Raw genomic sequence first — 26340 nt, 5'->3', positions numbered from 1 at the left:
TTTGAACAGGAAAGATTTAGAGGTATTTATACGATGAACCAAATTCCGATGACCTTGTTTGGCGCTGAAAAACTGCGCGAAGAGCTCGAATATCTGAAAAGCGTGCGCCGCCCGAAAATCATTGCGGATATCGCTGAAGCGCGTGAACACGGCGACTTGAAAGAAAATGCCGAGTACCATGCCGCCCGCGAACAGCAGGGTTTCTGCGAAGGCCGCATTCAGGAGATCGAAGCCAAGCTGTCCAATGCGCAGGTGATCGATATCACCAAGATGCCGAACACCGGTCGGGTGATCTTCGGTGCCACCGTATCGGTGATGAATCTGGACAGCGAAGAAGAAGTGACTTACCGCATCGTTGGCGACGATGAGGCCGATTTCAAGAAAAATCTGATTTCGGTAAACTCGCCGATGGCGCGCGGCCTGATCGGCAAAGAGCAAGACGATGTGGTGGTGATCAAAACCCCTGGCGGCGACGTGGAATACGAGATCCTGAAGGTCGAGTATCTCTGATCGGGACCGTTGGTCATTAATGCGCCAGCGTTTTGTAAAGATAGGAAAAAGGCCGCAAGCGGCCTTTTATCTTGGTCAGGCGCATGGCACCTTTTCGTTAACCTGATGGTTATTAACGCGGTAGACTGATCTTGCGCTCTTTCGACGGGCGGTAAAGAATAAGTGTACTGCCGATAACTTGCACATTGCAGGCGCCCGTTTCACGCACGATAGCGTCGGCGATCAGGGTCTTGGTTTCGCGATCTTCAGCGGCGATTTTTACCTTGATCAGCTCATGATGCTCCAGAGCCTGTTCAATTTCAGCCAGCACCCCTTCGGTAAGACCGTTATTGCCCAGCATCACCACCGGTTTTAACGGATGCGCCAGGCCTTTCAGGTGCTGTTTTTGTTTATTATTCAGATTCATTGTCTTTTTTGCTTAAGTTGGGATTGAAAACGGTACATTCTACCGCCATCTCATGTATATCACCAAATCGGTCTTCACCGGTGTGAGTCTACGTGAGCAGCGACCCTGACATAAGACTCTTTTTATGATAGTTGGAAAACGAGATGGCTAATAAAAAGCGTTCGGCTAGCTCCAGTCGCTGGTTACAAGAACACTTTAGCGATAAATATGTACAGCAGGCGCAGAAAAAGGGACTGCGTTCCCGTGCCTGGTTTAAACTTGATGAAATACAGCAGAGCGACAAACTGTTCAAACCGGGCATGACCGTGGTTGACCTGGGCGCCGCACCGGGCGGCTGGTCGCAGTATGTGGTCACCCAAATCGGCGGTACCGGGCGCATCATCGCCTGTGATATTTTGCCAATGGATCCTATCGTTGGCGTCGATTTCCTTCAGGGCGATTTCCGTGATGAACTGGTGCTGAAGGCACTGTTGGAACGAGTAGGCGAGAGTAAGGTTCAGGTGGTCATGTCCGATATGGCCCCGAATATGAGTGGCACCCCGGCGGTCGATATTCCAAGGTCGATGTATCTGGTGGAGTTGGCGCTGGATATGTGTCGTGATGTCCTCGCACCAGGCGGAAGTTTCCTGGTGAAGGTGTTCCAGGGAGATGGCTTTGACGAGTACCTACGGGAAATTCGCTCCCTGTTTACGAAGGTTAAGATTCGTAAGCCAGACGCTTCCCGCGCCCGTTCGCGCGAAGTGTACATTGTAGCGACAGGGCGCAAACTGTAGTACCCTAACGCTGTTTGTTAACACAGTTGTAAGATGAGGTTAATCCCTTGAGTGACATGGCGAAAAACCTAATTCTCTGGTTAGTCATCGCGGTAGTGTTGATGTCTGTATTCCAGAGCTTTGGGCCCAGCGAGTCGAATGGCCGTAGGGTGGATTACTCTACCTTCATGTCCGAACTGACCCAGGACCAGGTTCGCGAAGCGCGAATCAACGGACGTGAAATTAACGTTACCAAGAAAGACAGTAACAAATACACGACCTACATCCCTGTCAACGATCCTAAGTTGCTGGATACGTTGTTAACGAAGAATGTGAAAGTGGTCGGCGAGCCGCCTGAAGAGCCGAGCCTGCTGGCTTCTATCTTTATCTCCTGGTTCCCGATGCTGTTGCTGATCGGGGTCTGGATCTTCTTTATGCGGCAAATGCAGGGCGGCGGCGGCAAGGGCGCGATGTCCTTCGGCAAGAGCAAGGCCCGCATGCTGACGGAAGACCAGATCAAGACCACTTTCGCCGATGTCGCCGGGTGTGACGAAGCGAAAGAAGAGGTGAGCGAACTGGTGGAATACCTGCGCGAACCGAGCCGTTTCCAGAAGCTGGGCGGCAAGATCCCGAAAGGCGTGCTGATGGTTGGCCCGCCGGGGACCGGTAAAACGCTGTTGGCGAAAGCGATCGCCGGCGAAGCGAAGGTGCCGTTCTTCACCATTTCCGGTTCCGACTTCGTCGAAATGTTCGTCGGCGTGGGCGCATCCCGCGTGCGTGACATGTTCGAACAAGCGAAGAAAGCCGCGCCGTGCATCATCTTCATCGATGAAATCGACGCCGTCGGCCGCCAGCGTGGCGCCGGCCTGGGTGGCGGTCACGATGAGCGCGAGCAGACCCTGAACCAGATGCTGGTTGAGATGGACGGTTTCGAAGGCAACGAGGGCATCATCGTCATCGCGGCGACCAACCGTCCGGACGTGCTTGACCCCGCGCTGCTGCGCCCGGGCCGTTTCGACCGTCAGGTCGTGGTCGGGCTGCCGGATGTGCGTGGCCGTGAGCAGATCCTGAAGGTGCACATGCGCCGCGTGCCGTTGGCTGCCGACATCGACGCCTCCGTCATTGCGCGCGGTACGCCGGGCTTCTCCGGTGCCGACCTGGCCAACCTGGTCAACGAAGCGGCGCTGTTCGCCGCCCGCGGCAACAAGCGCGTGGTGTCGATGGTGGAGTTCGAGAAAGCCAAAGACAAGATCATGATGGGTGCGGAACGTCGCTCCATGGTGATGACCGAAGCGCAGAAAGAGTCGACCGCGTATCACGAAGCGGGCCACGCCATCATCGGCCGCCTGGTTCCTGAACACGATCCGGTACACAAAGTGACCATCATTCCTCGTGGCCGTGCGCTTGGCGTGACCTTCTTCCTGCCGGAAGGGGATGCGATCAGCGCCAGCCGTCAGAAGCTGGAGAGCCAAATCTCCACCCTGTACGGCGGCCGTCTGGCGGAAGAGATCATCTACGGGCCGGAAAAAGTCTCTACCGGTGCGTCGAACGACATCAAAGTGGCGACCTCCATCGCCCGCAACATGGTGACCCAATGGGGCTTCTCCGAGAAGCTGGGGCCACTGCTGTATGCGGAAGAAGAGGGTGAAGTGTTCCTGGGCCGCTCCGTGGCCAAGGCGAAGCACATGTCGGATGAAACCGCGCGTATCATCGACCAGGAAGTGAAGTCGCTGATCGAACGTAACTACACGCGTGCTCGCTCGCTGCTGATGGAAAACATGGACATCCTGCACTCGATGAAGGATGCGCTGATGAAGTATGAAACCATCGATGCGCCGCAGATCGACGATCTGATGAACCGCAAAGACGTGCGTCCGCCGGCGGGCTGGGACGATGCGAACAAAGGCAACAGCTCCGACAACGGCGGCACCCCGAAAGCCCCGACGCCGGTAGATGAGCCGCGCACCCCAACGCCGGGCAACACCATGTCCGAACAGCTCGACAAGTAAGAACGGCTGTGTAATAACATCAAACCCCGGTACGCCGGGGTTTTTTTTGCCCGGCGGGCAGTGAACCAGGCAACAGTAAGGTGAAACAACATGCAGTTAACCGTGCGCGACATGACGCTCAACCTCTCTCATCCACAGGTGATGGGCATCCTCAACGTGACGCCGGATTCGTTTTCCGACGGCGGTCGCCACAACACGCTGAATCAGGCGTTGCTGCACGCGCATGCGCTGATTTCGGCCGGCGCTACGATGATTGATATCGGCGGCGAGTCGACAAGGCCGGGGGCGGCGGAGGTGAGTGAAGAGGAAGAATTGGAACGGGTCGTGCCGGTGGTGGAAGCGCTGGCGCAGCGTTTCGAAGTCTTCATCTCGGTCGATACCTCGAAAGCGGGCGTGATCCGCGAATCGGCGCACGCCGGCGCGCATCTGATCAACGACATTCGTTCGCTGCAGGAGCCGGGTGCCCTGGCGGCGGCGGCGGAAAGCGGCCTGCCGGTCTGCCTGATGCACATGCAGGGGCAGCCGCGTACCATGCAACAGGCACCGCACTACGACGATCTGATCGCCGACGTTCAGGCGTTTTTCGAACACCATATCCAGCGCTGTAACGAGGCAGGGATAACAAATCAGAAATTGCTGCTCGACCCAGGCTTCGGTTTCGGTAAAAATTTGGCGCACAACTATCAGCTTCTGGCCCGGTTGTCGGAGTTTCATCGTTTTGGTTTGCCGCTGTTGGTCGGCATGTCGCGCAAATCGATGATTGGACAACTGTTGAACGTACCGCCGGATCAACGGGTTATCGGCAGCGTGGCCTGCGCGGTGATCGCGGCGATGCAGGGTGCGCAGATTGTCAGAGTGCATGACGTTAAAGAAACCGTCGAGGCGATGCGTGTCGTCGAGGCAACACTTTCAGCTAAGGGACAGTAGAAACATGAGCGAGCGCAAATATTTTGGCACCGACGGCATCCGTGGCAAGGTCGGGGACAGCCCCATCACGCCGGACTTCGTGCTGAAGCTGGGCTGGGCGGCCGGTAAGGTGCTGGCGCGTCACGGTTCCCGCAAGATCATCATCGGAAAGGATACGCGCATCTCCGGCTATATGCTGGAGTCCGCGCTGGAAGCCGGCCTGGCGGCCGCCGGATTGTCCGCGTCCTTCACCGGGCCGATGCCCACGCCGGCGGTGGCTTATTTGACGCGTACCTTCCGGGCTGAAGCGGGCATTGTCATTTCCGCTTCGCATAACCCGTTCTATGACAACGGCATCAAGTTTTTCTCGATCGACGGCGCCAAGCTGCCGGACAATGTCGAAGAAGCGATCGAGGCCGAAATGGAAAAACCGCTGACCTGCGTGGAGTCCGCGGAGCTGGGTAAAGCCAGCCGCATCATCGACGCCGCCGGTCGCTATATCGAATTCTGCAAAGGCACCTTCCCGAGCGAGCTGAGTCTGAAAGGGCTGAAAATCGTGGTCGACTGCGCCAACGGCGCGACTTACCACATCGCGCCGAGCGTGCTGCGCGAGCTGGGCGCCACGGTGATCGCCATCGGCGTTGAGCCGGACGGCATGAACATCAACGAGAAATGCGGCGCTACCGATGTACGTCAGCTGCAGGAGCGCGTGCTGCAGGAAAAAGCGCACGTTGGCCTGGCGTTCGACGGCGACGGCGACCGCGTGATGATGGTGGATCACCTGGGCAACAAGGTGGACGGCGATCAGATCTTGTACATCATCGCCCGCGAAGGCCTGCGTCAGGGGCAGCTGCGCGGTGGCGCGGTCGGCACCCTGATGAGCAATATGGGGCTGGAACTGGCGCTGAAACAGCTGGGCATTCCGTTCGCTCGCGCCAAAGTGGGCGACCGTTACGTGCTGGAGAAGTTGCAGGAGTTGGGCTGGCGCATCGGTGCGGAAAACTCCGGCCATGTGATCCTGCTGGACAAAACCACCACCGGCGATGGCATCGTGGCCGGGTTGCAGGTGCTGACCGCCATGGTGCGCAACCACATGAGCCTGCATGACCTGTGCAGCGGCATGAAGCTGTTGCCGCAGATCCTGGTCAACGTGCGTTTCGCCGGCGATCACAATCCGCTGGAATCTGAAGCGGTGCGCAAGGTCACCGAACAGGTGGAAGCCGAGCTGGCCGGCCGCGGCCGGGTGCTGCTGCGTAAATCGGGCACCGAGCCGCTGATCCGCGTGATGGTGGAGGGCGAGGACGAGCAGCAGGTGACCGCGCTGGCACATCGCATCGCCGACGCGGTGAAATCCGCAGGTTAAAACAGACAGTTAGCCACCGGGCTTGGCATCGCTGAGCCCGAATAGACGATTGTTGGCGTTTTTTTCCGCAAACGCGCCGGCGGCTGCAAATTGCCCTTGCGCGGGTTGGCGGCTTTGGTTAGTATTCACACCCGCTTCAGTAGGCAGTTTATAAACACGCCTGCTTGATGAGTGTGAAGCATTTGGCATGCGGTGAGGCCGCAAGGATACGGGTACTACTATGTACGAAGCTCTTCTGGTAATTTTCCTGCTGATTTCAATCGGGCTGGTTGCTCTGATTATGTTGCAGCAAGGTAAAGGCGCTGATATGGGAGCCTCTTTCGGAGCAGGTGCATCAGGCACGTTGTTCGGTTCGAGTGGTTCCGGTAACTTTATGACCCGCATGACTGCTGTATTGGCGACGCTGTTCTTCGTCATCAGCCTGATTTTGGGCAACCTCAGCAGCAACCAAAGCAAGAAAGGCAGCGAGTGGGAAAATCTGGGTCAGCCGGTGAAAACTGAGCAGACAACCGCGCCGGCAGCACCTGCCAAGCCGAGCAGCGATATCCCGCAGTAAGCCGTAAAAGTTTGTAAACGGTGGTTGTGAACTCGAAAGAACAACGGCCGTTAGCAGTAAGAATCAGTACCGAGGTGGTGGAATTGGTAGACACGCTACCTTGAGGTGGTAGTGCCCTAACGGGCTTGTGGGTTCGAGTCCCATCCTCGGTACCAAATCCCAGAGATAACTTGCAATTTTGCGATTATCGGCGTAGTATTTGCCACGTTTTCGGACGCGGGGTGGAGCAGCCTGGTAGCTCGTCGGGCTCATAACCCGAAGGTCGTCGGTTCAAATCCGGCCCCCGCAACCACTTTCCTTTAAGTGTTTATTTTCAAATACACTTTTCGATTGAAATCCGCTTTTCTCGATCATCATTTGAAAATGACACTTGCTCGAAAGTTGTACCGAGGCCGCCTAGCGGCAAACAGGGTCCAGTTGCATAAAGCCCCGATTTTTCGGGGTTTTTTGTTATTTGGCAACAGAATCACTGGGCTATTTAGCCCTTTTTTTATGTCTTGGGGGTGGGCTTGTCCACATTAGAGCAACAGTTAACAGAGATGCTTTCGGCACCGGTAGAAGCGTTGGGCTTTGAGCTTGTAGGCATCGAATTCATTCGTGCGCGCCAATCGACGCTCCGCATCTATATTGATAGTGATAACGGCATCAATGTTGATGATTGCGCTGATGTCAGCCACCAGGTCAGCGCTGTATTGGACGTCGAAGATCCAATCACGGTCGCTTACAACTTGGAAGTCTCCTCTCCTGGCCTTGATCGCCCGATGTTCACCGCAGAGCACTATACGCGTTTCCTCGGTGAAGAAGTCAGCCTGGTCCTGCGCATGGCGGTACAGAACCGTCGCAAGTGGCAGGGTATTATCAAGTCTGTCGAAGGCGAGATGATCACGGTTACTGTGGAAGGGAAAGATGAAGTGTTCGCGCTGAGCAACATCCAGAAAGCGAACCTGGTACCCCACTTTTAAAGTTTGGAAGAGGCAACTAGGATGAACAAAGAGATTCTGGCTGTTGTTGAAGCAGTTTCCAATGAAAAATCCCTTCCGCGCGAGAAGATTTTCGAAGCGCTGGAAACTGCATTAGCCACCGCAACCAAGAAAAAATACGAGCAGGAAATCGACGTGCGCGTCAGCATTGACCGCAGAACCGGCGATTTCGATACCTTCCGCCGTTGGGTCGCCGTAGACGAAGTGACGCAGCCAACGCGTGAAATCACGCTGGAAGCCGCTCAGTTTGAAGATCCGAGCATCGAGCTCGGCGGCTACGTCGAAGATCAGATCGAATCCGTGACCTTCGACCGCATCACCACCCAAACCGCCAAGCAGGTTATCGTGCAGAAAGTGCGCGAGGCCGAGCGCGCGATGGTGGTCGACGCTTTCCGTGAACACGAAGGTGAGATCGTCACCGGCGTGGTGAAGAAAGTGAACCGTGACAGCATCGCGCTGGATCTGGGCAACAACGCCGAAGCGGTGATTGGCCGTGAAGACATGCTGCCGCGCGAAAACTTCCGTCCGGGCGACCGCATTCGTGGCGTACTGTACGCCGTGCGTCCTGAGGCCCGCGGCGCGCAGCTGTTCGTCAGCCGTTCCAGCCCGGAAATGCTGAAAGAACTGTTCCGCATCGAAGTGCCGGAAATCGGCGAAGAAGTGATTGAAATCAAAGCGGCAGCCCGCGATCCTGGCTCCCGTGCGAAAATTGCAGTGAAAACCAACGACAAGCGCATCGACCCGGTCGGCGCCTGCGTAGGTATGCGCGGTGCGCGCGTTCAGGCCGTGTCGAGCGAGCTCGGCGGCGAACGCATCGACATCATCCTGTGGGATGATAATCCAGCGCAATTCGTCATCAACGCCATGGCGCCGGCCGACGTCGCGTCGATCGTGGTAGATGAAGATAACTGCACCATGGATATCGCCGTTGAAGCCAGCAACCTGGCACAGGCGATCGGCCGTAACGGCCAAAACGTGCGTTTGGCTTCCCAGCTGCTGAAACAACACCGCGGCGACGATCGTTGGGAACTGAACGTGATGACGGCGGACGACCTGCAGGCCAAGCACCAGGCCGAGGCTCATGCCGCTATTGATACCTTCACCAAGTATCTTGATATCGACGAAGATTTCGCCACCGTACTGGTTGAAGAAGGCTTCTCCACGCTGGAAGAGCTGGCCTACGTGCCGATCAAAGAGCTGTTGGAAATCGACGGTCTGGATGAAGATACGGTTGAAGCATTGCGCGAACGCGCCAAAGCTGCATTGACCACGCTGGCCCTGGCACAAGAAGAAAGCCTGGGCGACAACAAACCGGCCGACGATTTGCTCAACCTGCCGGGTCTTGAGCGCAGCATGGCCTTTAAACTGGCCGCGCGTGGGGTTTGTACGCTGGAAGATCTTGCCGAGCAGGGTGTTGACGATCTGGCTGATATTGAAGGGCTTAGCGACGAGCAAGCCGGCGAGCTGATCATGGCTGCGCGCAATATCTGTTGGTTTGGCGACAACGCGTAATAACTGTAGCAGGAAGGAACAGCATGACGACAGATGTAACCGTAAAATCGCTGGCAGCAGAGATTCAGACTCCGGTTGATCGCCTGGTACAGCAGTTTGCTGATGCAGGGATCAACAAGTCCGAGTCGGACTCTGTTACCCAGCAAGAAAAAGAAACATTGCTGGCGCACCTGAACCGTGAACACGGCAGCGCGCCGGGTAAACTCACTTTGCAGCGCAAAACGCGCAGCACCTTGAATATCCCGAGCACCGGCGGTAAAAGTAAATCGGTGCAAATTGAGGTCCGCAAGAAACGCACTTATGTAAATCGCGATACGCAGGAAGCCCAGTTGGCTGAAGCGGCAGAGCAGGCACAGCGTGAAGCGGAAGAGCAGGCACGGCGCGAAGCGGAAGAGCTCGCAAAACGCGAAGCGGAAGCGAAGCGCGCAGCCGAAGAGCAAGCCAAACGTGAGGCCGCGGAGATTGCTAAGCGTAATTCAGCGGAAAAAGAAAAAGTGACCAATCAACATACCGACGAAATGACCAAGCCAGCTCAGGCGGAAAAAGCACGCCGTGAAGCCGAAGCCGCTGAACTGAAACGCAAAGCGGAAGAGGAAGTGCGCCGCAAGGTTGAAGAGGAAGCCAAGCGCGTGGCGGAAGAAGCCCGTCGCATGGCCGAAGAGAACGGCGAGAAGTGGGCCCAGGCAGACGCGGCAAGCGCCGCGGTTGAAAGCGCCGACTATCACGTGACCACCTCTCAGCACGCCCGTGCCGCAGAAGATGAAAACGACGCCAAAGTTGAAGGCGATCGTCGCAGCCGCACCCGCGGCGGCAAAGCGACCAAGCAGAAGAAAGGCAACAAGCTGTCCGAATCCAAAGCGGATCGCGAAGAAGCGCGCGCCGTTACCCGTGGCGGTAAAGGCAAACGCAAACCTAGCGCTCTGCAGCAGGGCTTCAACAAGCCGGCGCAGGTGGTTAACCGCGACGTGGTGATCGGCGAAACCATCACCGTGGCCGAGTTGGCCAACAAGATGGCGGTAAAAGGTTCTCAGGTCATCAAAGTGATGATGAAGCTGGGCGCCATGGCCACCATCAACCAGGTTATCGACCAGGAAACCGCGCAGCTGGTTGCCGAAGAGATGGGCCACAAAGTTATCCTGCGTCGTGAAAACGAGCTGGAAGAAGCGCTGATGAGCGACCGTGATACGGGCGCTGCGGCCGAGCCGCGCGCGCCGGTCGTGACCATCATGGGCCACGTTGACCACGGTAAAACCTCTCTGCTGGACTACATTCGCTCCACCAAAGTGGCGGCGGGCGAAGCCGGCGGCATTACCCAGCACATCGGTGCCTACCACGTAGAAACCGAGAACGGCATGATCACCTTCCTGGATACCCCGGGCCACGCCGCGTTTACCTCGATGCGTGCTCGCGGTGCTCAGGCGACTGACATCGTGGTTCTGGTGGTGGCGGCTGATGACGGCGTGATGCCACAGACCATTGAAGCTATCCAGCACGCGAAAGCGGCGCAGGTGCCGTTGGTGGTTGCGGTGAACAAAATCGACAAGCCGGAAGCCGATCCGGACCGCGTTAAGCAAGAACTGTCTCAGTACGGCGTGATGCCGGAAGAGTGGGGCGGCGAAGCGCAGTTCGTCCACGTGTCCGCGAAAGCCGGTACCGGTATCGACGAGCTGCTGCAGGCTATCCTGCTGCAGGCCGAAGTTCTGGAACTGAAAGCGGTACGCAGCGGCATGGCGAGCGGCGTGGTGATCGAGTCCTTCCTGGATAAAGGCCGTGGCCCGGTTGCCACCGTGCTGGTTCAGGAAGGTACGCTGAACAAGGGCGACATCGTCCTGTGTGGCTTCGAATACGGCCGTGTGCGTGCGATGCGCGACGAGCTGGGCCGTGAAGTGACCTCCGCCGGTCCGTCTATCCCTGTGGAAATCCTGGGTCTGTCCAGCGTGCCTGCAGCGGGTGACGAAGCCACCGTGGTGCGCGACGAGAAGAAAGCGCGTGAAGTGGCGCTGTATCGTCAGGGCAAGTTCCGCGAAGTCAAACTGGCGCGTCAGCAGAAGTCCAAGCTGGAAAACATGTTCGCCAACATGACCGACGGCGAAGTGTCCGAGCTGAACATCGTACTGAAATCCGACGTACAGGGTTCTTGCGAAGCGATCAGCGACTCGCTGCTGAAACTCTCCACCGACGAAGTGAAGGTGAAGATTGTCGGCTCCGGCGTAGGTGGTATCACCGAAACCGACGCGACGCTGGCAGCGGCTTCCAACGCCATCATCCTGGGCTTCAACGTGCGTGCCGACGCTTCTGCGCGCCGCGTGATCGAAGCGGAAAGCCTGGATCTGCGTTACTACTCCGTGATCTATAACCTGATCGACGAAGTGAAGCAGGCGATGAGCGGCATGCTGGCGCCGGAATACAAGCAGCAGATCATCGGCCTGGCCGAAGTGCGCGACGTGTTCAAATCGCCTAAGTTCGGCGCTATCGCCGGCTGTATGGTTACCGAAGGGACCATCAAGCGTCACAACCCAATCCGCGTACTGCGCGACAACGTGGTTATCTATGAAGGCGAGCTGGAATCCCTGCGTCGCTTCAAAGATGACGTTAACGAAGTCCGTAACGGCATGGAATGTGGTATCGGCGTTAAGAACTATAACGACGTGCGCGTCGGCGACATGATCGAAGTGTTCGAAATCATTGAGATCCAACGCACCATCGCTTAACGATTGCACATCTGCTTATATCTGTTTACGGGGGGCCTTTGTGCCCCCCGATTTGTCTGGAGAATCCAAAATGGCAAAAGAATTCAGCCGCGGTCAACGCGTGGCGCAAGAGATGCAGAAAGAGATTGCGATCATTCTGCAGCGTGAAGTGAAAGATCCGCGCGTCGGCATGGCGACCGTTTCCGGCGTGGAAGTCTCCCGTGACCTGGCGTATGCCAAGGTTTACGTCACCTTCCTGAACGTGCTGACCGAGAACCACGATCCGGATCTGGTCACCAACGGCATCAAAGCGTTGCAGGACGCTTCCGGCTATATCCGCACCCTGCTGGGCAAAGCGATGCGCCTGCGCGTGGTGCCGGAGCTGACCTTCGCCTACGACAACTCCCTGGTGGAAGGCATGCGCATGTCCAACCTGGTGACCAACGTGGTGAAGAACGACGCCGAGCGCCGTTCCGCCTCAGGCGATGACAAGGAGGATTAATGAGTCGCCCTCGTCGCCGCGGCCGTGATATCCACGGCGTGCTGTTGCTGGACAAGCCGCAAGGGTTGTCGTCCAACGATGCGCTGCAAAAAGTAAAACGCCTGTACAACGCCAACCGAGCGGGCCATACCGGCGCGCTCGATCCGTTGGCGACCGGCATGCTGCCTATCTGCCTGGGCGAAGCGACCAAGTTTTCGCAATACCTGCTCGATTCCGACAAGCGCTATCGGGTGATCGCCAAGCTGGGGCAGCGTACCGATACTTCCGACGCCGACGGTCAGATCGTGCAGGAACGCCCGGTGAGCTTCACCCAGGCGCAGCTCGACGCGGCGCTGGACACCTTCCGCGGCGACATCCAGCAGGTGCCGTCGATGTATTCGGCGCTGAAATACCAGGGCAAGAAACTCTACGAGTATGCGCGCCAGGGGATTGAAGTGCCGCGAGAAGCGCGCAGCATCACGGTGTACGAGCTGCAGTTTATCCGCTGGGAAGGGGATGAGCTGGAGCTGGAGATCCACTGCTCGAAAGGCACCTACATCCGCACCATCACCGACGATCTCGGCGAGTTGCTGGGCTGCGGAGCGCACGTGATCTATCTGCGCCGCCTGCAGGTGGCGACTTATCCGATCGCGCGCATGGTGACGCTGGAACAGCTGAATGCTTTGCTGGCGCAGGCGCAGGAACAAGCGATCGCGCCCGGCGAGCTGCTCGATCCGCTGCTGATGCCGATGGACAGCCCGGTTGAGAACTATCCGGAAGTGAATTTGCTGCCGGTGGTGGCGGGTTACGTCAAGCAGGGGCAACCGGTGCAAGTGGCCGGCGCGCCGGCTTCCGGTCTGGTGCGCATCACCGAGGGTGAAGAGCGAAAATTCATCGGCGTTGGCGACATCGCCGAGGATGGTCGCGTGGCGCCGCGCCGCCTGGTGGTCGAGCATTTCGACTGACGGCGGGGCACTGCGTCGCCTTGCGATCGCACTGCGCTAAGAGTAGAATGGCGCAGCTTATGCACTGGGTTGCTGAATTAGAGATCGGCGCCTGTTTTTATTATCTATAATCTGGAGTATTACAATGTCTCTAAGTGTTGAAGCTAAAGCTCAAATCGTAGCTGATTTCGGTCGTGGTACTAACGACAGCGGTTCTACCGAAGTTCAGGTTGCCCTGCTGACTGCGCAGATCAACCATCTGCAAGGCCACTTCTCCGAGCACAAAAAAGATCACCACAGCCGTCGTGGTCTGCTGCGTATGGTTTCTCAGCGTCGTAAGCTGCTGGACTACCTGAAGCGTAAAGATGTAGCACGTTACACCAGCCTGATCGAGCGTCTGGGTCTGCGTCGCTAATCTAGCAAGTTTCAGTGGAAAGGGGCCTATTTTGGCCCCTTTCTTCTAGGAAGCATAAGCAAATCAGGTTAATGTATTACTGATGTTTCCAAACAGGTTCTTCCGTTACAGAGGTTCGCGCGGCTAATGAGAGGCTTTATCTCCCGCCTGAGATAAGGATTGTCATTAGTCGCGAGGATGTAGTGAGAAGGCAAATCGAGTCACAGGCGTGTCGAGTCGTCAATGCGATTGCGCGCCGTTAATCAAGGATATAATTTTGCTGACACCGATCATTCGCAAATTCCAGTATGGCCAGCATACCGTCACCATCGAAACCGGTATGATGGCGCGTCAGGCCACCGCCGCCGTTATGGTGAGCATGGATGACACCGCCGTATTCGTTACCGTCGTTGGCCAGAAAAAAGCCAAACCGGGCCAGAGCTTCTTCCCGCTGACCGTTAACTACCAAGAGCGTACCTACGCCGCTGGCCGTATCCCGGGCAGCTTCTTCCGTCGCGAAGGCCGTCCGAGCGAAGGTGAGACGCTGACTTCCCGTCTGATCGACCGTCCGATCCGTCCACTGTTCCCGGACAGCTTCCTGAACGAAGTTCAGGTGATTGCGACCGTGGTTTCCGTTAACCCACAGGTGAACCCGGACATCGTTGCGATGATCGGTGCTTCCGCGGCCCTGAGCCTGTCCGGTATTCCGTTCAACGGCCCAATCGGTGCCGCGCGCGTAGGTTACATCAACGACCAGTACGTACTGAACCCAACGACTGACGAACTGAAAGAAAGCCGTCTGGATCTGGTGGTCGCCGGTACTGCAGGCGCGGTGCTGATGGTTGAATCCGAAGCGGACGTGCTGAGCGAAGACCAGATGCTGGGCGCCGTGGTGTTCGGCCATGACCAGCAGCAAGTGGTTATCGAAAACATCAACGCGCTGGTTGCCGAAGCGGGCAAACCGAAGTGGGATTGGCAGGCGCCTGCGGTCAACGAAGCGCTGCACGCGCGCGTGGCTGAACTGGCCGAAGCTCGCCTGGGCGACGCTTACCACATCACCGAAAAACAAGAGCGTTACGCTCAGGTTGACGCGATCAAAGACAGCGTTGTTGAAACCCTGCTGGCGCAGGACGAGACGCTGGACGCCGGCGAAATCCAGGACATCCTGGGCACCGTCGAGAAAAACGTGGTGCGCAGCCGCGTACTGCGTGGCGAGCCGCGTATCGACGGCCGTGAAAAAGACATGATCCGTGGCCTGGACGTGCGCACCGGCGTACTGCCGCGCACCCACGGTTCCGCGCTGTTCACCCGTGGCGAAACTCAGGCGCTGGTTACCGCGACCCTGGGCACCGCGCGCGACGCACAGAACCTGGACGAGCTGATGGGCGAGAAGACCGACAGCTTCCTGTTCCACTACAACTTCCCTCCGTACTCCGTAGGCGAAACCGGCATGGTCGGTTCTCCTAAGCGTCGTGAAATCGGTCACGGTCGCCTGGCGAAACGCGGCGTATTGGCTATGATGCCTAAACCGGAAGATTTCCCGTACACGGTTCGCGTGGTGTCTGAAATCACCGAATCCAACGGTTCTTCTTCCATGGCTTCCGTGTGCGGCGCGTCTCTGGCGCTGATGGACGCCGGTGTGCCAATCAAGGCTGCCGTTGCGGGCATCGCGATGGGCCTGGTGAAAGAAGCCGACAACTATGTGGTTCTGTCCGACATTCTGGGTGACGAAGATCACCTGGGCGACATGGACTTCAAAGTGGCCGGTAGCCGCGACGGTATCACCGCGCTGCAGATGGACATCAAAATCGAAGGCATCACCCGCGAAATCATGCAGGTGGCTCTGAACCAGGCCAAGGGCGCGCGTCTGCACATCCTGGGCGTGATGGAACAGGCTATCAGCACTCCGCGCGGCGATATCTCCGAATTCGCACCGCGCATTCATACTATCCGCATCAACCCGGATAAAATCAAAGACGTGATCGGTAAGGGCGGTTCCGTTATCCGCGCGCTGACCGAAGAGACTGGCACTACCATCGAAATCGAAGATGATGGTACAGTTAAAATCGCTGCGACCGACGGTGAGAAAGCGAAATTCGCTATCCGTCGCATCGAAGAGATCACGGCAGAGATCGAAGTGGGCCGTATCTATCAGGGTAAAGTGACCCGTATCGTTGATTTCGGCGCATTCGTCGCTATCGGCGGTGGTAAAGAAGGCCTGGTGCACATTTCTCAGATCGCCGACAAGCGCGTTGAGAAAGTGACCGACTATCTGCAGATGGGTCAGGAAGTGCCGGTTAAGGTACTGGAAGTTGACCGTCAGGGCCGTGTGCGTCTGAGCATCAAAGAAGCGATGGCGCCGGAAGCGGGTTCACCTGCGCCTGAAGCAGAATAACTGTATAGATAGTTTTACAGCTCCCCGCCACGGGGTTGGGAGCTGTTCGTATCGCGCGGGTAGGATGCCCGCGTTTTAGCAAACGGAGGACAGGACGTTCATCCAATGTTTGTCTTCGGGAGTGGGAAATGAAGCCTTTCTTGCGCTGGTGTTACGTTGCGACAGCACTCATGCTGGCAGGATGCAGCAACCATGATTGGCGTAAAGACGAAGTTTTGGCAATCCCGTTGCAGCCAACGTTGCAGCAGGAAGTGATCCTGGCGCGCATGGAACAAATTCTTGCCAGCCGGGCACTGACGGATGACGAACGCGCACAGCTTTTATATGAGCGCGGTGTGCTGTATGATAGCCTCGGGTTACGTGCATTAGCGCGCAATGATTTCTCGCAGGCGCTGGCGATACGTCCCGACATGCCGGAAGTTTTCAACTACCTGGGCATTTACTTAACGCAGGCAGGCAATTTTGATGCTGCCTATGAAGCGTTTGATTCTGTACTAGAGCTTGATCCAACTTACAATTACGCGCGTTTAAACCGGGGCATCGCACTGTATTATGGCGGCCGCTTCCCGTTGGCGCAGGATGATCTGCAGGCGTTTTATCAAGACGACCCAAACGATCCCTTCCGTTCGTTATGGCTGTATCTGGTGGAGAGAGAAATCGATCCCAAGAAGGCCGAGGTAGCGCTTCAGCAGCGCTATGACAAAGCGGACAGAGGGCAATGGGGATGGAATATTGTCGAATTCTACCTGGGCAAGATCAGCGAAAAAACGCTGATGGAACGCCTCAAGGCAGATGCAACGGATAACACTTCGCTCGCTGAGCATCTCAGTGAAACTGACTTCTATTTGGGTAAACACTACCTGAGTCTGGGGGACAAGGACACCGCTTCGGCGCTGTTCAAACTGACGGTGTCTAACAACGTTCACAACTTCGTTGAGCACCGCTATGCATTGTTGGAATTGGCGCTTTTGGGCCAAGAGCAAGACGACCTATCGGAATCGGACCAGCAATAGCTGACGAACACCTATCAGCCTGATGGACATTGGTTTTTAACCAAAGTTATCGCCTTCACGGGCGAGGGCTTTTTTGTTCGTTTTATAATCTAATTTGAGCCGGTTCACACTTTTCAATGAAAATGACTGAAAATTTTCTCGACGAGTTATGTAGACTGGCTGCCATTATTAATGAGGCACGTGTACATGACGACTGAGTTTGAAACCTCTTTTGCTGATCTGGGGCTGTCTGCTCCAATCATTTCCGCCCTGAACGATCTGGGCTATGAAAAACCATCTCCGATCCAGGCTGAGTGTATTCCTCACCTGTTGAACGGCCGCGACGTGCTGGGCATGGCGCAGACCGGTAGTGGTAAAACTGCAGCGTTCTCGCTGCCGCTGCTGCACAACCTGCAGGCAGACCTGAAAGCACCTCAGATCCTGGTGCTGGCGCCGACCCGTGAACTGGCGGTTCAGGTTGCCGAAGCGATGACTGATTTCTCCAAACACATGAACGGCGTCAACGTGGTAGCCCTGTACGGCGGCCAGCGTTACGACGTGCAGCTGCGCGCTCTGCGTCAGGGCCCGCAAATCGTTGTGGGTACCCCAGGCCGCCTGCTGGACCACCTGAAGCGCGGCACCCTGAACCTCTCCAACCTGAGCGGTCTGGTGCTGGATGAAGCCGACGAAATGCTGCGCATGGGCTTTATCGAAGACGTAGAAACCATCATGGCTGAGATCCCGGCTGAACATCAGACCGCGCTGTTCTCCGCCACCATGCCGGAAGCGATCCGTCGCATTACCCGCCGCTTTATGAAAGAGCCGCAGGAAGTGCGCATCCAATCCAGCGTGACCACCCGTCCGGACATTAGCCAGAGCTACTGGTCGGTCTACGGCATGCGTAAAAACGAAGCGCTGGTGCGTTTCCTGGAAGCCGAAGACTTTGACGCGGCGATCATCTTCGTCCGTACCAAGAACGCGACCCTGGAAGTGGCCGAAGCGCTGGAGCGCAGCGGTTACAGCAGCGCCGCGCTGAACGGCGACATGAACCAGGCGCTGCGTGAGCAGACTCTGGAGCGTCTGAAAGACGGTCGTCTGGATATCCTGATCGCGACCGACGTTGCGGCCCGTGGCCTGGACGTTGAGCGCATCAGCCTGGTTGTCAACTACGACATCCCGATGGACTCCGAGTCTTACGTTCACCGTATCGGCCGTACCGGTCGTGCGGGCCGCGCCGGCCGCGCGCTGCTGTTCGTGGAAAACCGCGAACGCCGCCTGCTGCGCAACATCGAACGCACCATGAAGCTGACCATCCCTGAAGTGGAACTGCCGAACGCAGAACTGCTGGGCGAGCGTCGTCTGGCCAAGTTCGCCGCGAAAGTTCAGCAGCAGCTGGAAAGCAGCGATCTGGACCTGTATCGCGCACTGCTGACCAAACTGCAGCCGGAAGAAGAGCTGGATATGGAAACCCTGGCCGCAGCGCTGCTGAAAATGGCTCAGGGCGAACGTCCGCTGATCCTGCCGCCGGATCCGGTCTTCAAGCCGCGTCAGCGCCGCGAGTTCAACGACCGTGGCGACCGTCGTGACAGCCGTGACGGCGATCGTCCGCGTCGCGAACGTCGTGACGTTGGCGAAATGCAGCTGTACCGTATCGAAGTGGGTCGTGACGATGGCGTAGAAGTGCGTCACATCGTTGGCGCTATCGCTAACGAAGGCGACATCAGCAGCCGTTACATCGGTAACATCAAGCTGTTCGCTTCCCACTCCACCATCGAACTGCCAAAAGGCATGCCGGGCGAGATCCTGAATCACTTCACTCGCACCCGCATCCTGAACAAGCCGATGAACATGCAGCTGCTGGGCGATGCACAGCCGTTCGAACGTCGCGAGCGTCGTGACGGTGGCAACGGCGGCGAGCGTCGCGGCAATGGTCGTCCGTTCAACGGCGAACGTCGCGAAGGCGGCCCGCGTCGCTCCTTCGGCGAACGTCGTGAAGGCGGTAACGGCGGCGAGCGTCGTGGCGGTAACTACAACCGCGACGGCAAGCCGGCGCCACGCCGTGATGATGGCGCACCGGCGGCACCACGTCGTCGTTTCGGCGACGCGTAATTGCTGATTCGCCGTTCGCGGTGAAGCGCTCTGAAAAACCAGCCTGCGGGCTGGTTTTTTTATGCCTGAAAGTTGCCGTCAAACGCCCCTGAATGGCGTATCATTCATAAGGTTTTTTCTTACGGATGATATGCACGGGAGATGCCATGAGTTGGCAGCAGTTTAAATCTCAATACCTGGTGCGCTTTTGGGCGCCGCTGCCGGCGGTGATCGCCGCCGGGATCCTTTCTACCTACTACTTCGGCATGACCGGCACCTTCTGGGCGGTGACCGGCGAATTCACTCGCTGGGGCGGCCATGTGCTGCAGTGGTTCGGCCTGCACCCCGAGCAGTGGGGCTATTTCAAGGTCATCGGCCTGCAGGGCACGCCGCTGGAGCGCATCGACGGGCGCATGATCATCGGCATGTTCGCCGGCTGCATCGCCGCCGCGCTGTGGGCCAACAACATCAAACTGCGTCAGCCGCAGCACCGCATTCGCATCGTGCAGGCGCTGCTGGGCGGCATCATCGCCGGCTTCGGCGCACGCCTGGCGATGGGCTGCAACCTGGCGGCATTCTTCACCGGCATTCCGCAGTTCTCGTTGCACGCCTGGTTCTTCGCGCTGGCGACTGCCGCCGGCTCCTACTTCGGCGCCAAATTCACGCTGCTGCCGATGTTCCGCATTCCGGTCAAATTGCAAAAGGTAAAGGCCGCCGCGCCGCTGACGCAGAAGCCTGAGCAGGCGCGCCGCCGCTTCCAGCTGGGCATGGCCGTCTTCGGCCTGGCGGTGGCCTGGTCGCTGTGGACGCTGTTCGATGCGCCGAAGCTTGGCATCGCCATGCTGTTCGGCATCGGCTTTGGCCTGCTGATCGAACGCGCGCAGATCTGCTTCACCTCGGCGTTCCGCGATCTGTGGATCACCGGCCGCACCCACATGGCGAAAGCCATCATCATCGGCATGGCGGTGAGCGCCATCGGCATCTTCAGCTATGTGCAGCTCGGCGTGGCGCCGAAGATCATGTGGGCCGGCCCGAATGCGGTGCTGGGCGGTTTGCTGTTCGGCTTCGGCATCGTGCTGGCCGGCGGCTGCGAGACCGGTTGGATGTACCGTGCGGTGGAAGGGCAGGTGCACTACTGGTGGGTGGGGCTGGGCAACATCATCGGCGCTACGCTGCTGGCCTATTACTGGGACGACCTGGCGCCGGCGCTGGCGACCGATTACGACAAGATCAACCTGCTCGATACCTTCGGCCCGATCGGCGGCCTGCTGGTGACTTACCTGCTGCTGGCGCTGGCCTTCGCCGCCATGCTGTGGTGGGAGAAACGCTTTTTCCGCGCCCGGCCTGAGGCGCAGGTGGTGAATTTGAGGAGCATGCCATGAAAGAGACGACGATAGTGCCGGACTACCGGCTGGACATGCTGGGCGAGCCTTGCCCGTACCCGGCGGTGGCGACGCTGGAGGCGATGCCGCAGCTGAAGCCGGGAGAGATCCTGGAGGTGATCAGCGATTGCCCGCAGTCGATCAACAACATCCCGCTTGATGCGCGCAACCACGGCTACAAGGTGCTGGATATCCAGCAGGACGGGCCGACCATCCGCTATCTGATCCAGCGTTAACGCTAAGGCGGTGGGGTTCCCACCGCCTTTTCGTTTTTTAGCCCTTCACGATGTCGCCTTTCACCCCGGCGACGATCTCGAACGAACGCAGCCGCGCCTGATGATCGAAGATCTGGCCGTTGACCATGATCTCGTCGGCATCGGTTTCACGCAGCAGCGTTTGCAGCCCGTGACGCACCGTTTTTTCATCGCCGACGATCGACATCCGCAGCGCCTGTTCGACGCCATACTGCTCGCCGGCGGTCCACAGCGCGTGGATGTTATCCACCGGCGGCGGCAGCGGGCCGGGCGAACCGCGGCGCAGATTGATGAATTGCTGCTGCATCGAGCTGAACAGGAAGCGCGCGTCGCGGTCGCTGTCGGCGGCGATCACGTTGACGCACACCATGGCGTGCGGCTGCGCCAGCTGTTTGGAGGGTTTGAAGTTCTCGCGGTACAGCTGCAGCGCCTGGAACAGCATATCCGGAGCGAAGTGCGAAGCGAAGGCGAACGGCAGGCCGAGCTGCGCCGCCAGCTGTGCGCTGTAGAGGCTGGAGCCGAGCAGCCAGAGCGGCACATGCAGCCCCTGGCCCGGCACCGCCTGCACCGGCTGGCCGGGCTGCGCGTCGCAGAAATAGTTTTGCAGCTCCTGCACGTCGCGCGGGAAGGTATCCACATCGCCGGACAGGTGGCGGCGCAGCGCCATCATGGTGCGTTGATCGGTGCCGGGCGCGCGGCCCAGCCCCAGATCGATGCGGCCGGGGTAGAGCGATTCCAGCGTGCCGAACTGTTCAGCGATCACCAGCGGCGCATGGTTCGGCAGCATTACGCCGCCGGAGCCGAGGCGAATGCTCTGGGTGCCGGCGGCCAGATAGCCCAGCAGCACCGAGGTGGCGGCGCTGCCGATGCCGGTCATATTGTGGTGCTCGGCCAGCCAGTAGCGCTGGTAGCCCCAGCGTTCGGCGTGCTGCGCCAGATCCAGCGAACAGTGGAAAGCGTCGCGCGCCTTGGCCCCTTGCGGGATTGGCGATAAATCCAGTACCGAAAGCGGTACGGCAGTGTGTTCAGTCATGACATCGTCCATCAGAGAGTGGATCGCTTAAAGGGCGATTGCAGGAATCTGCATACTAAAAGGCCGAAAAAAGATGCTTTTTAGTGTTAAAAGCATAATCCAATTTATAGTTATAAAAGAGGAGATATGTGCTTGTGATATCCTCATGAGTGCAATGGTGTTTTTTGGAGCAATTTGAGACATGGAAATGATGATCCCCGCCCGCCGCTTACCGTTCCGGGAGCCGATATAATGAAAAAAAAGACGCTGTTTACCCTGTTGCTGATGTTGGCGGCGATCGCATTGGCGATCCTGTTCCGCGCGCACAATCAGGATCTGTTACTGCAGGGTGAAGTGGATGCCCCCGAAGTGATCGTCGCATCCAAGGCGAAAGGCCGGGTTGTTGAACGCCTGATCGAACGCGGCGATGACGTGAAAAGCGGCCAGCTGATCATCCAACTCGATAGCCCCGAACTGATGGCGCAGCTGCGTTCCGCGCAGGCGACGCGCGACGAGGCCAAAGCGCAGCTCGAGCTGTCGCTGCACGGCACCCGTGAAGAGAGCATCCGCAACCTGCGCGCCAACCTGGCGCAGGCCGAGGCGCAGTACCGCAATGCGCAAAACGACTACAACCGTAACCTGAGCGTGGCCGGCAAGGGCTATATCTCGAAGTCCGAGCTGGACGCTTCGCGCCGGTCGCGCGACACCGCCTTCCAGCAGGTGCAGGCCGCCAAGGCTAACCTGGATGAAGGCATCAACGGCGACCGCGTCGAGCAGCGGCAGCAATATGCGGCGGCGCTGCGGGCGGCGGAAGAGAACCTGCTGCAGATCCAGGCGCAGAGCGACGATCTGCAGGTGAAAGCGCCGGTGGACGGCGAAGTGGGGCCGATCCCGGCCGAAGTGGGCGAATTGCTGAACGCCGGCAGCCCGCTGGTGACGTTGATCCGGGTGCCGGACGCTTACTTCGTGTTTAACCTGCGTGAAGACATCCTGGCCCACGTGCGCAAAGGCGACAAGGTCAAGCTGCGGGTGCCGGCGCTGAAGGACAAAATGATCGACACCGAGGTGCGTTACATCGCGCCGCTGGGGGATTACGCCACCAAACGCGCCACCCGCGCCACCGGCGACTTCGACCTGAAAACCTTCGAAGTGCGCCTGTATCCGTCACAGCCGGTGGACGGCCTGCGTCCGGGGATGAGCACCTTATGGCAATGGAAAGAGTAAGGGCCGGCTGGCGCTGCTTCAGTCACGCGTTCGACAAAGAGTGTCGCGTCGCCTTTCGCAGCCCGGTGGTGCACTGGCTGAGCTGGATCTTTCCGCTGATCTTGTTTGCGCTGATCAGCAGCAACTTCTCCGAAGGCACGCTGCTCGATCTGCCGGTCTCGGTGGTGGACAGCGATCACAGCCCGCTGTCCAAATCGCTGACGCGCCGGCTGGACGCCGGTTCGCACGCCCACGTCGAGGCTTACGGCGGCGGGCTGCCGGAGTCGCTGAGCCGCCTGCGCAGCGCGCAGGACTACGCGTTGCTGTATATCCCGCCGGATCTTGAGGCCAACGCGCTGTCGGGCAAACAGCCGAGCGTGGTGATGTACTACAATGCGTTGTTCTACGGCGCCGGGCTGTACTCCACTCAGGACTTCGGCGGCCTGATGAACGAAATCAACGCCAGCACCCGCAGCATCATCGCCACCGAGATGGGCAAAACGCTGCCGCCGTTGGCGGACGTGACGCTCTCCTACGGCAGCCTGTTCAACGCCAGCGGCAGCTATATCTATTACCAGCAGTTCGCCGCCACCATCCACCTGCTGCAGCTGTTCGCGGTGACCTGCATGATCTATGTGCTGGCGCGCAGCAAGTCGCTGCTGCAGGCCAAGCCGTTCAGCCTGGCGCTGCTCGGCAAGCTGGCGCCGTACACGCTGTGTTTCACCACCCTGCTGATGGTCGAGATCGCGGCGCTGGTGGGCATCTTTGACGCCCGCGTCAGCGGCAACCCGCTGTTTATGCTGATGATTGGCCTGTTCTATGTGATGGCGGCGCAGAGCATCGGCCTGCTGCTGTACACCTTTACCGGCAGCACCATCACCGCCTACAGCCTGATCGGTATTTTGGTCAGTATCGCGATGACCTTCTCCGGTATGGCGGTGCCTGAGCTGTCGATGCCGCTGCCGGCGCGCATCATTTCCAACATCGAACCGCTGACCCACGCGCTGTACGCGATGTTTGACGTGTTCCTGCGACAGGTGCACGCCAGCGCCATCTTCAGCGTGTGCGCGCTGCTGGCGGTCTATCCGCTGGTGGCCGCGCTGTTGGTGCGCAATCGCCTGCCGGCGCGGCTGGAAAAAGAGGGGAATGCCGGATGAAGCTCTATTGGCAAACCTTCGTTAAAGTGCTGCTCGGCATGCTGGAGCGGCCGGTGTGGCTGATGCTGATCCTGTCGCTGTGCATCATGAGCCTGGTGTACGCCAACCGCACGGTCTGGGATCTGCCGGTGGGGGTGGTCGATCAGGATCACAGCACCGCCAGCCGGCAGCTGATCCGCCAACTGGACGCCACCTCCAAGATCGCGATTGAAACCTACGACAGCCTGGAACAGGCGCAGCGCGATCTCAGCTGGCGCAAGCTGTTTGCGGTGATCATCATGCCGGTGGATCTGGAGAAGAAGATCCTCAGCGGGCAGAACATCGTGGTGCCGGTCTACGGCGACGCCACCAACCGCCTGGCCAACGGCCAGATCCAACAAGACGTGGTGGCGGCCTATCAGCAGCTGCTGACGGAGTACAACAACGGGCTGCTGCTGCGCAGCGGCTTCAGCGAACGGCAGGCGCAGATACTGCTGACGCCGATACTGGGACAAACGCTGGACGTGTTCAACCCCGGCATCAGCTTCGCGGCGATCATCTTCCCCGGCCTGTTGGTGATGCTGTTGCAGCACTCGCTGCTGATCGCCTGTATCCGCGTCAATATCGCCATGAAGAGCATGCCCGGCGGCAAGGCGCCCCTGGCGGCGCACCTCGGCGGGCTGACGGCGCTGCTGCCGATCTGGCTGTTCCTGTCGATCGTGCTGTTCGTGCTGTGGCCGTGGGTATTGGGCTATAGGCAGACGGCGAACATCGCCGAACTGCTGCTGCTGACCTTCCCGTTCCTGCTGGCGGTATTGGGGCTGGGCAAGCTGGTGACCGAGTGCCTGCGCAGCGTCGAGATGATCTACCTCACGCTGGCGTTCATCACGACGCCGGTCTTCTACCTGTCCGGCACCATCTGGCCGCTGCAGTCGATGCCGGCCTGGGTGCGCGCCATCTCGTACAGCATTCCCTCCACCTGGGGCACCAAGGCGATCGCCGGCGTCAACCAGATGGGGCTGTCGCTGAATGAAGTGTGGGGCGATGTGGTGATGATGTTGATACTCGGCGTGGTCTACACCCTGCTGGGCTTCGGCGTGGCCTTCTTGCGCAACAGCGTGGCGCTGCGCGGGATGTTCAGGAAGCGGCGGGCGAGTTGATCCCCTCATTGACCTTTTTTTGGCGACTAAAATTAATGCTTTTAATTTCAATAAAATGCATTCTCTACCGGAAAAAGGGTTTTTGGGTGAGTAACGGCCGATTATCTTTTTTCTCAGCAGGTTAGAATCACTTGCTAACTGTTCACTGCCGTACAGGCAGCTTAGAAAAACGGCAATATTGCTTTCGGTTATCACTTCTAGTTCACTGCCGTACAGGCAGCTTAGAAAGTTTACTCGGATGTTGCCTGGCAGGTACGGGCGTTCACTGCCGTACAGGCAGATCTAATGAGCACCACAATAGGTGCCCATTTGTTGAATACAAGAGGGCATCACCCCACCAACTCCAACCCCGCCACGCGGCGCCAGTAGCCGTTGCAGTCGGCGTGGTCGGTTAAAGTCAGCGGCTGCTCGCCGCGCTCGTTGGCGCGGAAGGCGTCGATTTGCGCCAGCGTCTCGGCGCCCTGCGGCGATAGCCGCACGATGTCCACCAGCCCTTGCATGCTCGGCAGCTCGTTGCCGAGGTTATAGCAGTAGCCGCTCATGGTCTGGATGCCGTTGAGCACGAACACCTGCTGCTGCTCCTGCGAGCGCATCATGCGACCCTGCGGATACTTGATGCAGCAGGTTTCGCACTCGTCCTTGCCGCGGTTTTCCGAGCGGGCGGTGAAGCAGCGCGCCGAATAGGCCAGCGGCAGGTGGCCGTAGCTCAGCACCTCCACTTCGAAGTCGTGGCGGAAGCCCAGTTCGTCGCACTGCGTCAGCAGGTTGGCCAGCCAGTCGCGCGACAGCTCGACCGGCATGCACCAGCGCATCATGCCCTGGCGGCGTAGCAGGCGCAGGGTATAAGCGTTGTAGCAGTTCAGCGCATGGCCGGCGATGAACGGCAGACCGCGCTCCGCCGCCATGTTGACCGCACCCAGGTCGTTGGCTTCAAACAAGAACTCGCCGTTCTCCACATAGCGTTTCAGCTCATTCAGTTCGGACGGCGCCTGCAGCAGCGCCAACGTGGAGATCACCACCTGCTTGCCGCTGCGGGCGATTTCACGCGCCAGCGCCAGCCAATCGCCGACCTTCATCTCGCGCCGCTTGGTGCAGACGTTCTCGCCGAGATAAATGATGTCGGCGCTGCTGTCCGCCGCCTGTTGATAGAACGCCGCGATGTCGTTTTTCGGCCAGTAGTAGAGTACCGGCCCGAGTGCGTATTTCATGTTTCCT

At 58.6% G+C, this 26340-nt stretch carries 24 protein-coding genes and 2 tRNA genes; 23 read left to right on the top strand and 3 right to left on the bottom strand.

Annotated features, from left to right (window positions below):
* The first annotated feature begins 33 nt into the window (after positions 1-33).
* Positions 34-510 carry a transcription elongation factor GreA gene (gene greA / locus ACMGGK_RS21375; protein ID WP_004933539.1) on the top strand — a complete coding sequence of 159 codons (477 nt, stop codon included), beginning with the start codon at positions 34-36 and terminating at the stop codon, positions 508-510.
* 112 nt (positions 511-622) lie between these two features.
* Here the strand turns inward: greA and yhbY are convergent, their stop codons facing one another.
* On the bottom strand, positions 623-916 hold the full coding sequence (gene yhbY, locus ACMGGK_RS21370) for a ribosome assembly RNA-binding protein YhbY (protein ID WP_004933536.1): 294 nt from the start codon (positions 914-916) through the stop codon (positions 623-625).
* Positions 917-1059: 143 nt separating this feature from the next.
* Here yhbY and rlmE point away from each other — a divergent pair, with 143 nt between their 5' ends.
* The 19 genes from rlmE to yedF all read left to right on the top strand — a co-directional run bounded on the left by rlmE (position 1060) and on the right by yedF (position 20596).
* Positions 1060-1689, top strand: coding sequence for a 23S rRNA (uridine(2552)-2'-O)-methyltransferase RlmE (rlmE, locus tag ACMGGK_RS21365; protein ID WP_004933533.1), 630 nt, complete (start codon positions 1060-1062; stop codon positions 1687-1689).
* A 56-nt stretch (positions 1690-1745) separates the two neighbouring features.
* Positions 1746-3677 (top strand): ATP-dependent zinc metalloprotease FtsH, encoded by a 1932-nt coding sequence (gene ftsH / locus ACMGGK_RS21360; RefSeq protein ID WP_004933529.1) that lies wholly within the window; start codon positions 1746-1748, stop codon positions 3675-3677.
* Positions 3678-3767: 90 nt separating this feature from the next.
* The gene (gene folP, locus ACMGGK_RS21355; RefSeq protein ID WP_016929326.1) at positions 3768-4604 is read left to right on the top strand and encodes a dihydropteroate synthase; all 837 of its coding nucleotides are present in this window, start codon (positions 3768-3770) and stop codon (positions 4602-4604) included.
* Between the two features lie 4 nt (positions 4605-4608).
* Entirely contained in the window at positions 4609-5946 is a 1338-nt protein-coding gene (gene glmM / locus ACMGGK_RS21350; RefSeq protein WP_021504256.1) for a phosphoglucosamine mutase, read from the top strand.
* A gap of 220 nt (positions 5947-6166) precedes the next feature.
* The gene (gene secG / locus ACMGGK_RS21345; protein WP_004933519.1) at positions 6167-6502 is read left to right on the top strand and encodes a preprotein translocase subunit SecG; all 336 of its coding nucleotides are present in this window, start codon (positions 6167-6169) and stop codon (positions 6500-6502) included.
* Positions 6503-6570: 68 nt separating this feature from the next.
* A tRNA-Leu gene (locus ACMGGK_RS21340) sits at positions 6571-6657 on the top strand.
* 60 nt (positions 6658-6717) lie between these two features.
* Positions 6718-6794: transfer RNA gene (locus tag ACMGGK_RS21335), tRNA-Met, on the top strand.
* Between the two features lie 217 nt (positions 6795-7011).
* On the top strand, positions 7012-7464 hold the full coding sequence (gene rimP, locus ACMGGK_RS21330) for a ribosome maturation factor RimP (RefSeq protein ID WP_028127574.1): 453 nt from the start codon (positions 7012-7014) through the stop codon (positions 7462-7464).
* A gap of 21 nt (positions 7465-7485) precedes the next feature.
* Entirely contained in the window at positions 7486-8994 is a 1509-nt protein-coding gene (gene nusA / locus ACMGGK_RS21325) for a transcription termination factor NusA (RefSeq protein ID WP_004933514.1), read from the top strand.
* A 23-nt stretch (positions 8995-9017) separates the two neighbouring features.
* On the top strand, positions 9018-11705 hold the full coding sequence (gene infB / locus ACMGGK_RS21320; protein ID WP_004933511.1) for a translation initiation factor IF-2: 2688 nt from the start codon (positions 9018-9020) through the stop codon (positions 11703-11705).
* Between the two features lie 70 nt (positions 11706-11775).
* A complete protein-coding gene (rbfA, locus tag ACMGGK_RS21315) occupies positions 11776-12186 on the top strand; it encodes a 30S ribosome-binding factor RbfA (protein ID WP_004933508.1) in 411 nt (136 codons plus the stop codon).
* The gene (truB, locus tag ACMGGK_RS21310) at positions 12186-13130 is read left to right on the top strand and encodes a tRNA pseudouridine(55) synthase TruB (RefSeq protein ID WP_097102910.1); all 945 of its coding nucleotides are present in this window, start codon (positions 12186-12188) and stop codon (positions 13128-13130) included. The genes rbfA and truB overlap by 1 nt, the downstream gene beginning before the upstream one ends.
* A 124-nt stretch (positions 13131-13254) precedes the next feature.
* A complete protein-coding gene (rpsO, locus tag ACMGGK_RS21305; protein WP_004933502.1) occupies positions 13255-13524 on the top strand; it encodes a 30S ribosomal protein S15 in 270 nt (89 codons plus the stop codon).
* 256 nt (positions 13525-13780) lie between these two features.
* Positions 13781-15898: a polyribonucleotide nucleotidyltransferase gene (gene pnp / locus ACMGGK_RS21300; protein WP_016929321.1), complete on the top strand. Its 2118-nt coding sequence runs from the start codon at positions 13781-13783 to the stop codon at positions 15896-15898.
* A gap of 128 nt (positions 15899-16026) precedes the next feature.
* A complete protein-coding gene (gene nlpI, locus ACMGGK_RS21295; RefSeq protein ID WP_004933495.1) occupies positions 16027-16911 on the top strand; it encodes a lipoprotein NlpI in 885 nt (294 codons plus the stop codon).
* A gap of 116 nt (positions 16912-17027) precedes the next feature.
* Positions 17028-17108: a protein YrbN gene (yrbN, locus tag ACMGGK_RS21290; protein ID WP_099032700.1), complete on the top strand. Its 81-nt coding sequence runs from the start codon at positions 17028-17030 to the stop codon at positions 17106-17108.
* On the top strand, positions 17098-18999 hold the full coding sequence (locus tag ACMGGK_RS21285) for a DEAD/DEAH family ATP-dependent RNA helicase (protein ID WP_342097458.1): 1902 nt from the start codon (positions 17098-17100) through the stop codon (positions 18997-18999). Before yrbN ends, ACMGGK_RS21285 begins: the two co-directional genes overlap by 11 nt.
* 146 nt (positions 19000-19145) lie before the next feature.
* Complete coding sequence (yedE, locus tag ACMGGK_RS21280; RefSeq protein WP_097102908.1) at positions 19146-20360, top strand: selenium metabolism membrane protein YedE/FdhT; 1215 nt, start codon at positions 19146-19148, stop codon at positions 20358-20360.
* Positions 20357-20596 carry a sulfurtransferase-like selenium metabolism protein YedF gene (yedF, locus tag ACMGGK_RS21275; RefSeq protein WP_004933486.1) on the top strand — a complete coding sequence of 80 codons (240 nt, stop codon included), beginning with the start codon at positions 20357-20359 and terminating at the stop codon, positions 20594-20596. The genes yedE and yedF overlap by 4 nt, the downstream gene beginning before the upstream one ends.
* Positions 20597-20633: 37 nt before the next feature.
* On the opposite strand, the gene ACMGGK_RS21270 is transcribed toward yedF, so the two are convergent.
* Positions 20634-21647 (bottom strand): luciferase-like monooxygenase, encoded by a 1014-nt coding sequence (locus ACMGGK_RS21270; protein ID WP_033633542.1) that lies wholly within the window; start codon positions 21645-21647, stop codon positions 20634-20636.
* Positions 21648-21878: 231 nt separating this feature from the next.
* On the opposite strand from ACMGGK_RS21270, the gene ACMGGK_RS21265 reads away from it, so the two are divergent.
* The 3 genes from ACMGGK_RS21265 to ACMGGK_RS21255 are packed head-to-tail and all read left to right on the top strand — an operon-like array spanning position 21879 to position 25125.
* Positions 21879-22850 (top strand): HlyD family secretion protein, encoded by a 972-nt coding sequence (locus ACMGGK_RS21265; RefSeq protein WP_033638900.1) that lies wholly within the window; start codon positions 21879-21881, stop codon positions 22848-22850.
* Positions 22832-23986 carry an ABC transporter permease gene (locus ACMGGK_RS21260; RefSeq protein WP_033651473.1) on the top strand — a complete coding sequence of 385 codons (1155 nt, stop codon included), beginning with the start codon at positions 22832-22834 and terminating at the stop codon, positions 23984-23986. Before ACMGGK_RS21265 ends, ACMGGK_RS21260 begins: the two co-directional genes overlap by 19 nt.
* Positions 23983-25125, top strand: a complete 1143-nt coding sequence (locus ACMGGK_RS21255) for an ABC transporter permease (RefSeq protein WP_143779113.1) — start codon at positions 23983-23985, stop codon at positions 25123-25125. The genes ACMGGK_RS21260 and ACMGGK_RS21255 overlap by 4 nt, the downstream gene beginning before the upstream one ends.
* Before the next feature lie 329 nt (positions 25126-25454).
* Here the strand turns inward: ACMGGK_RS21255 and ACMGGK_RS21250 are convergent, their stop codons facing one another.
* Positions 25455-26333, bottom strand: a complete 879-nt coding sequence (locus tag ACMGGK_RS21250; RefSeq protein WP_420277186.1) for a U32 family peptidase — start codon at positions 26331-26333, stop codon at positions 25455-25457.
* Between the last annotated feature and the right edge of the window lie 7 nt (positions 26334-26340).

Origin of the sequence: Serratia sp. BNK-33-b (assembly GCF_048684565.1) — a bacterium.
Lineage (GTDB): Bacteria > Pseudomonadota > Gammaproteobacteria > Enterobacterales > Enterobacteriaceae > Serratia > Serratia marcescens.
Note: the sequence above shows the minus strand (reverse complement) of the source record. Positions and strands in the feature narration are given on the sequence as shown.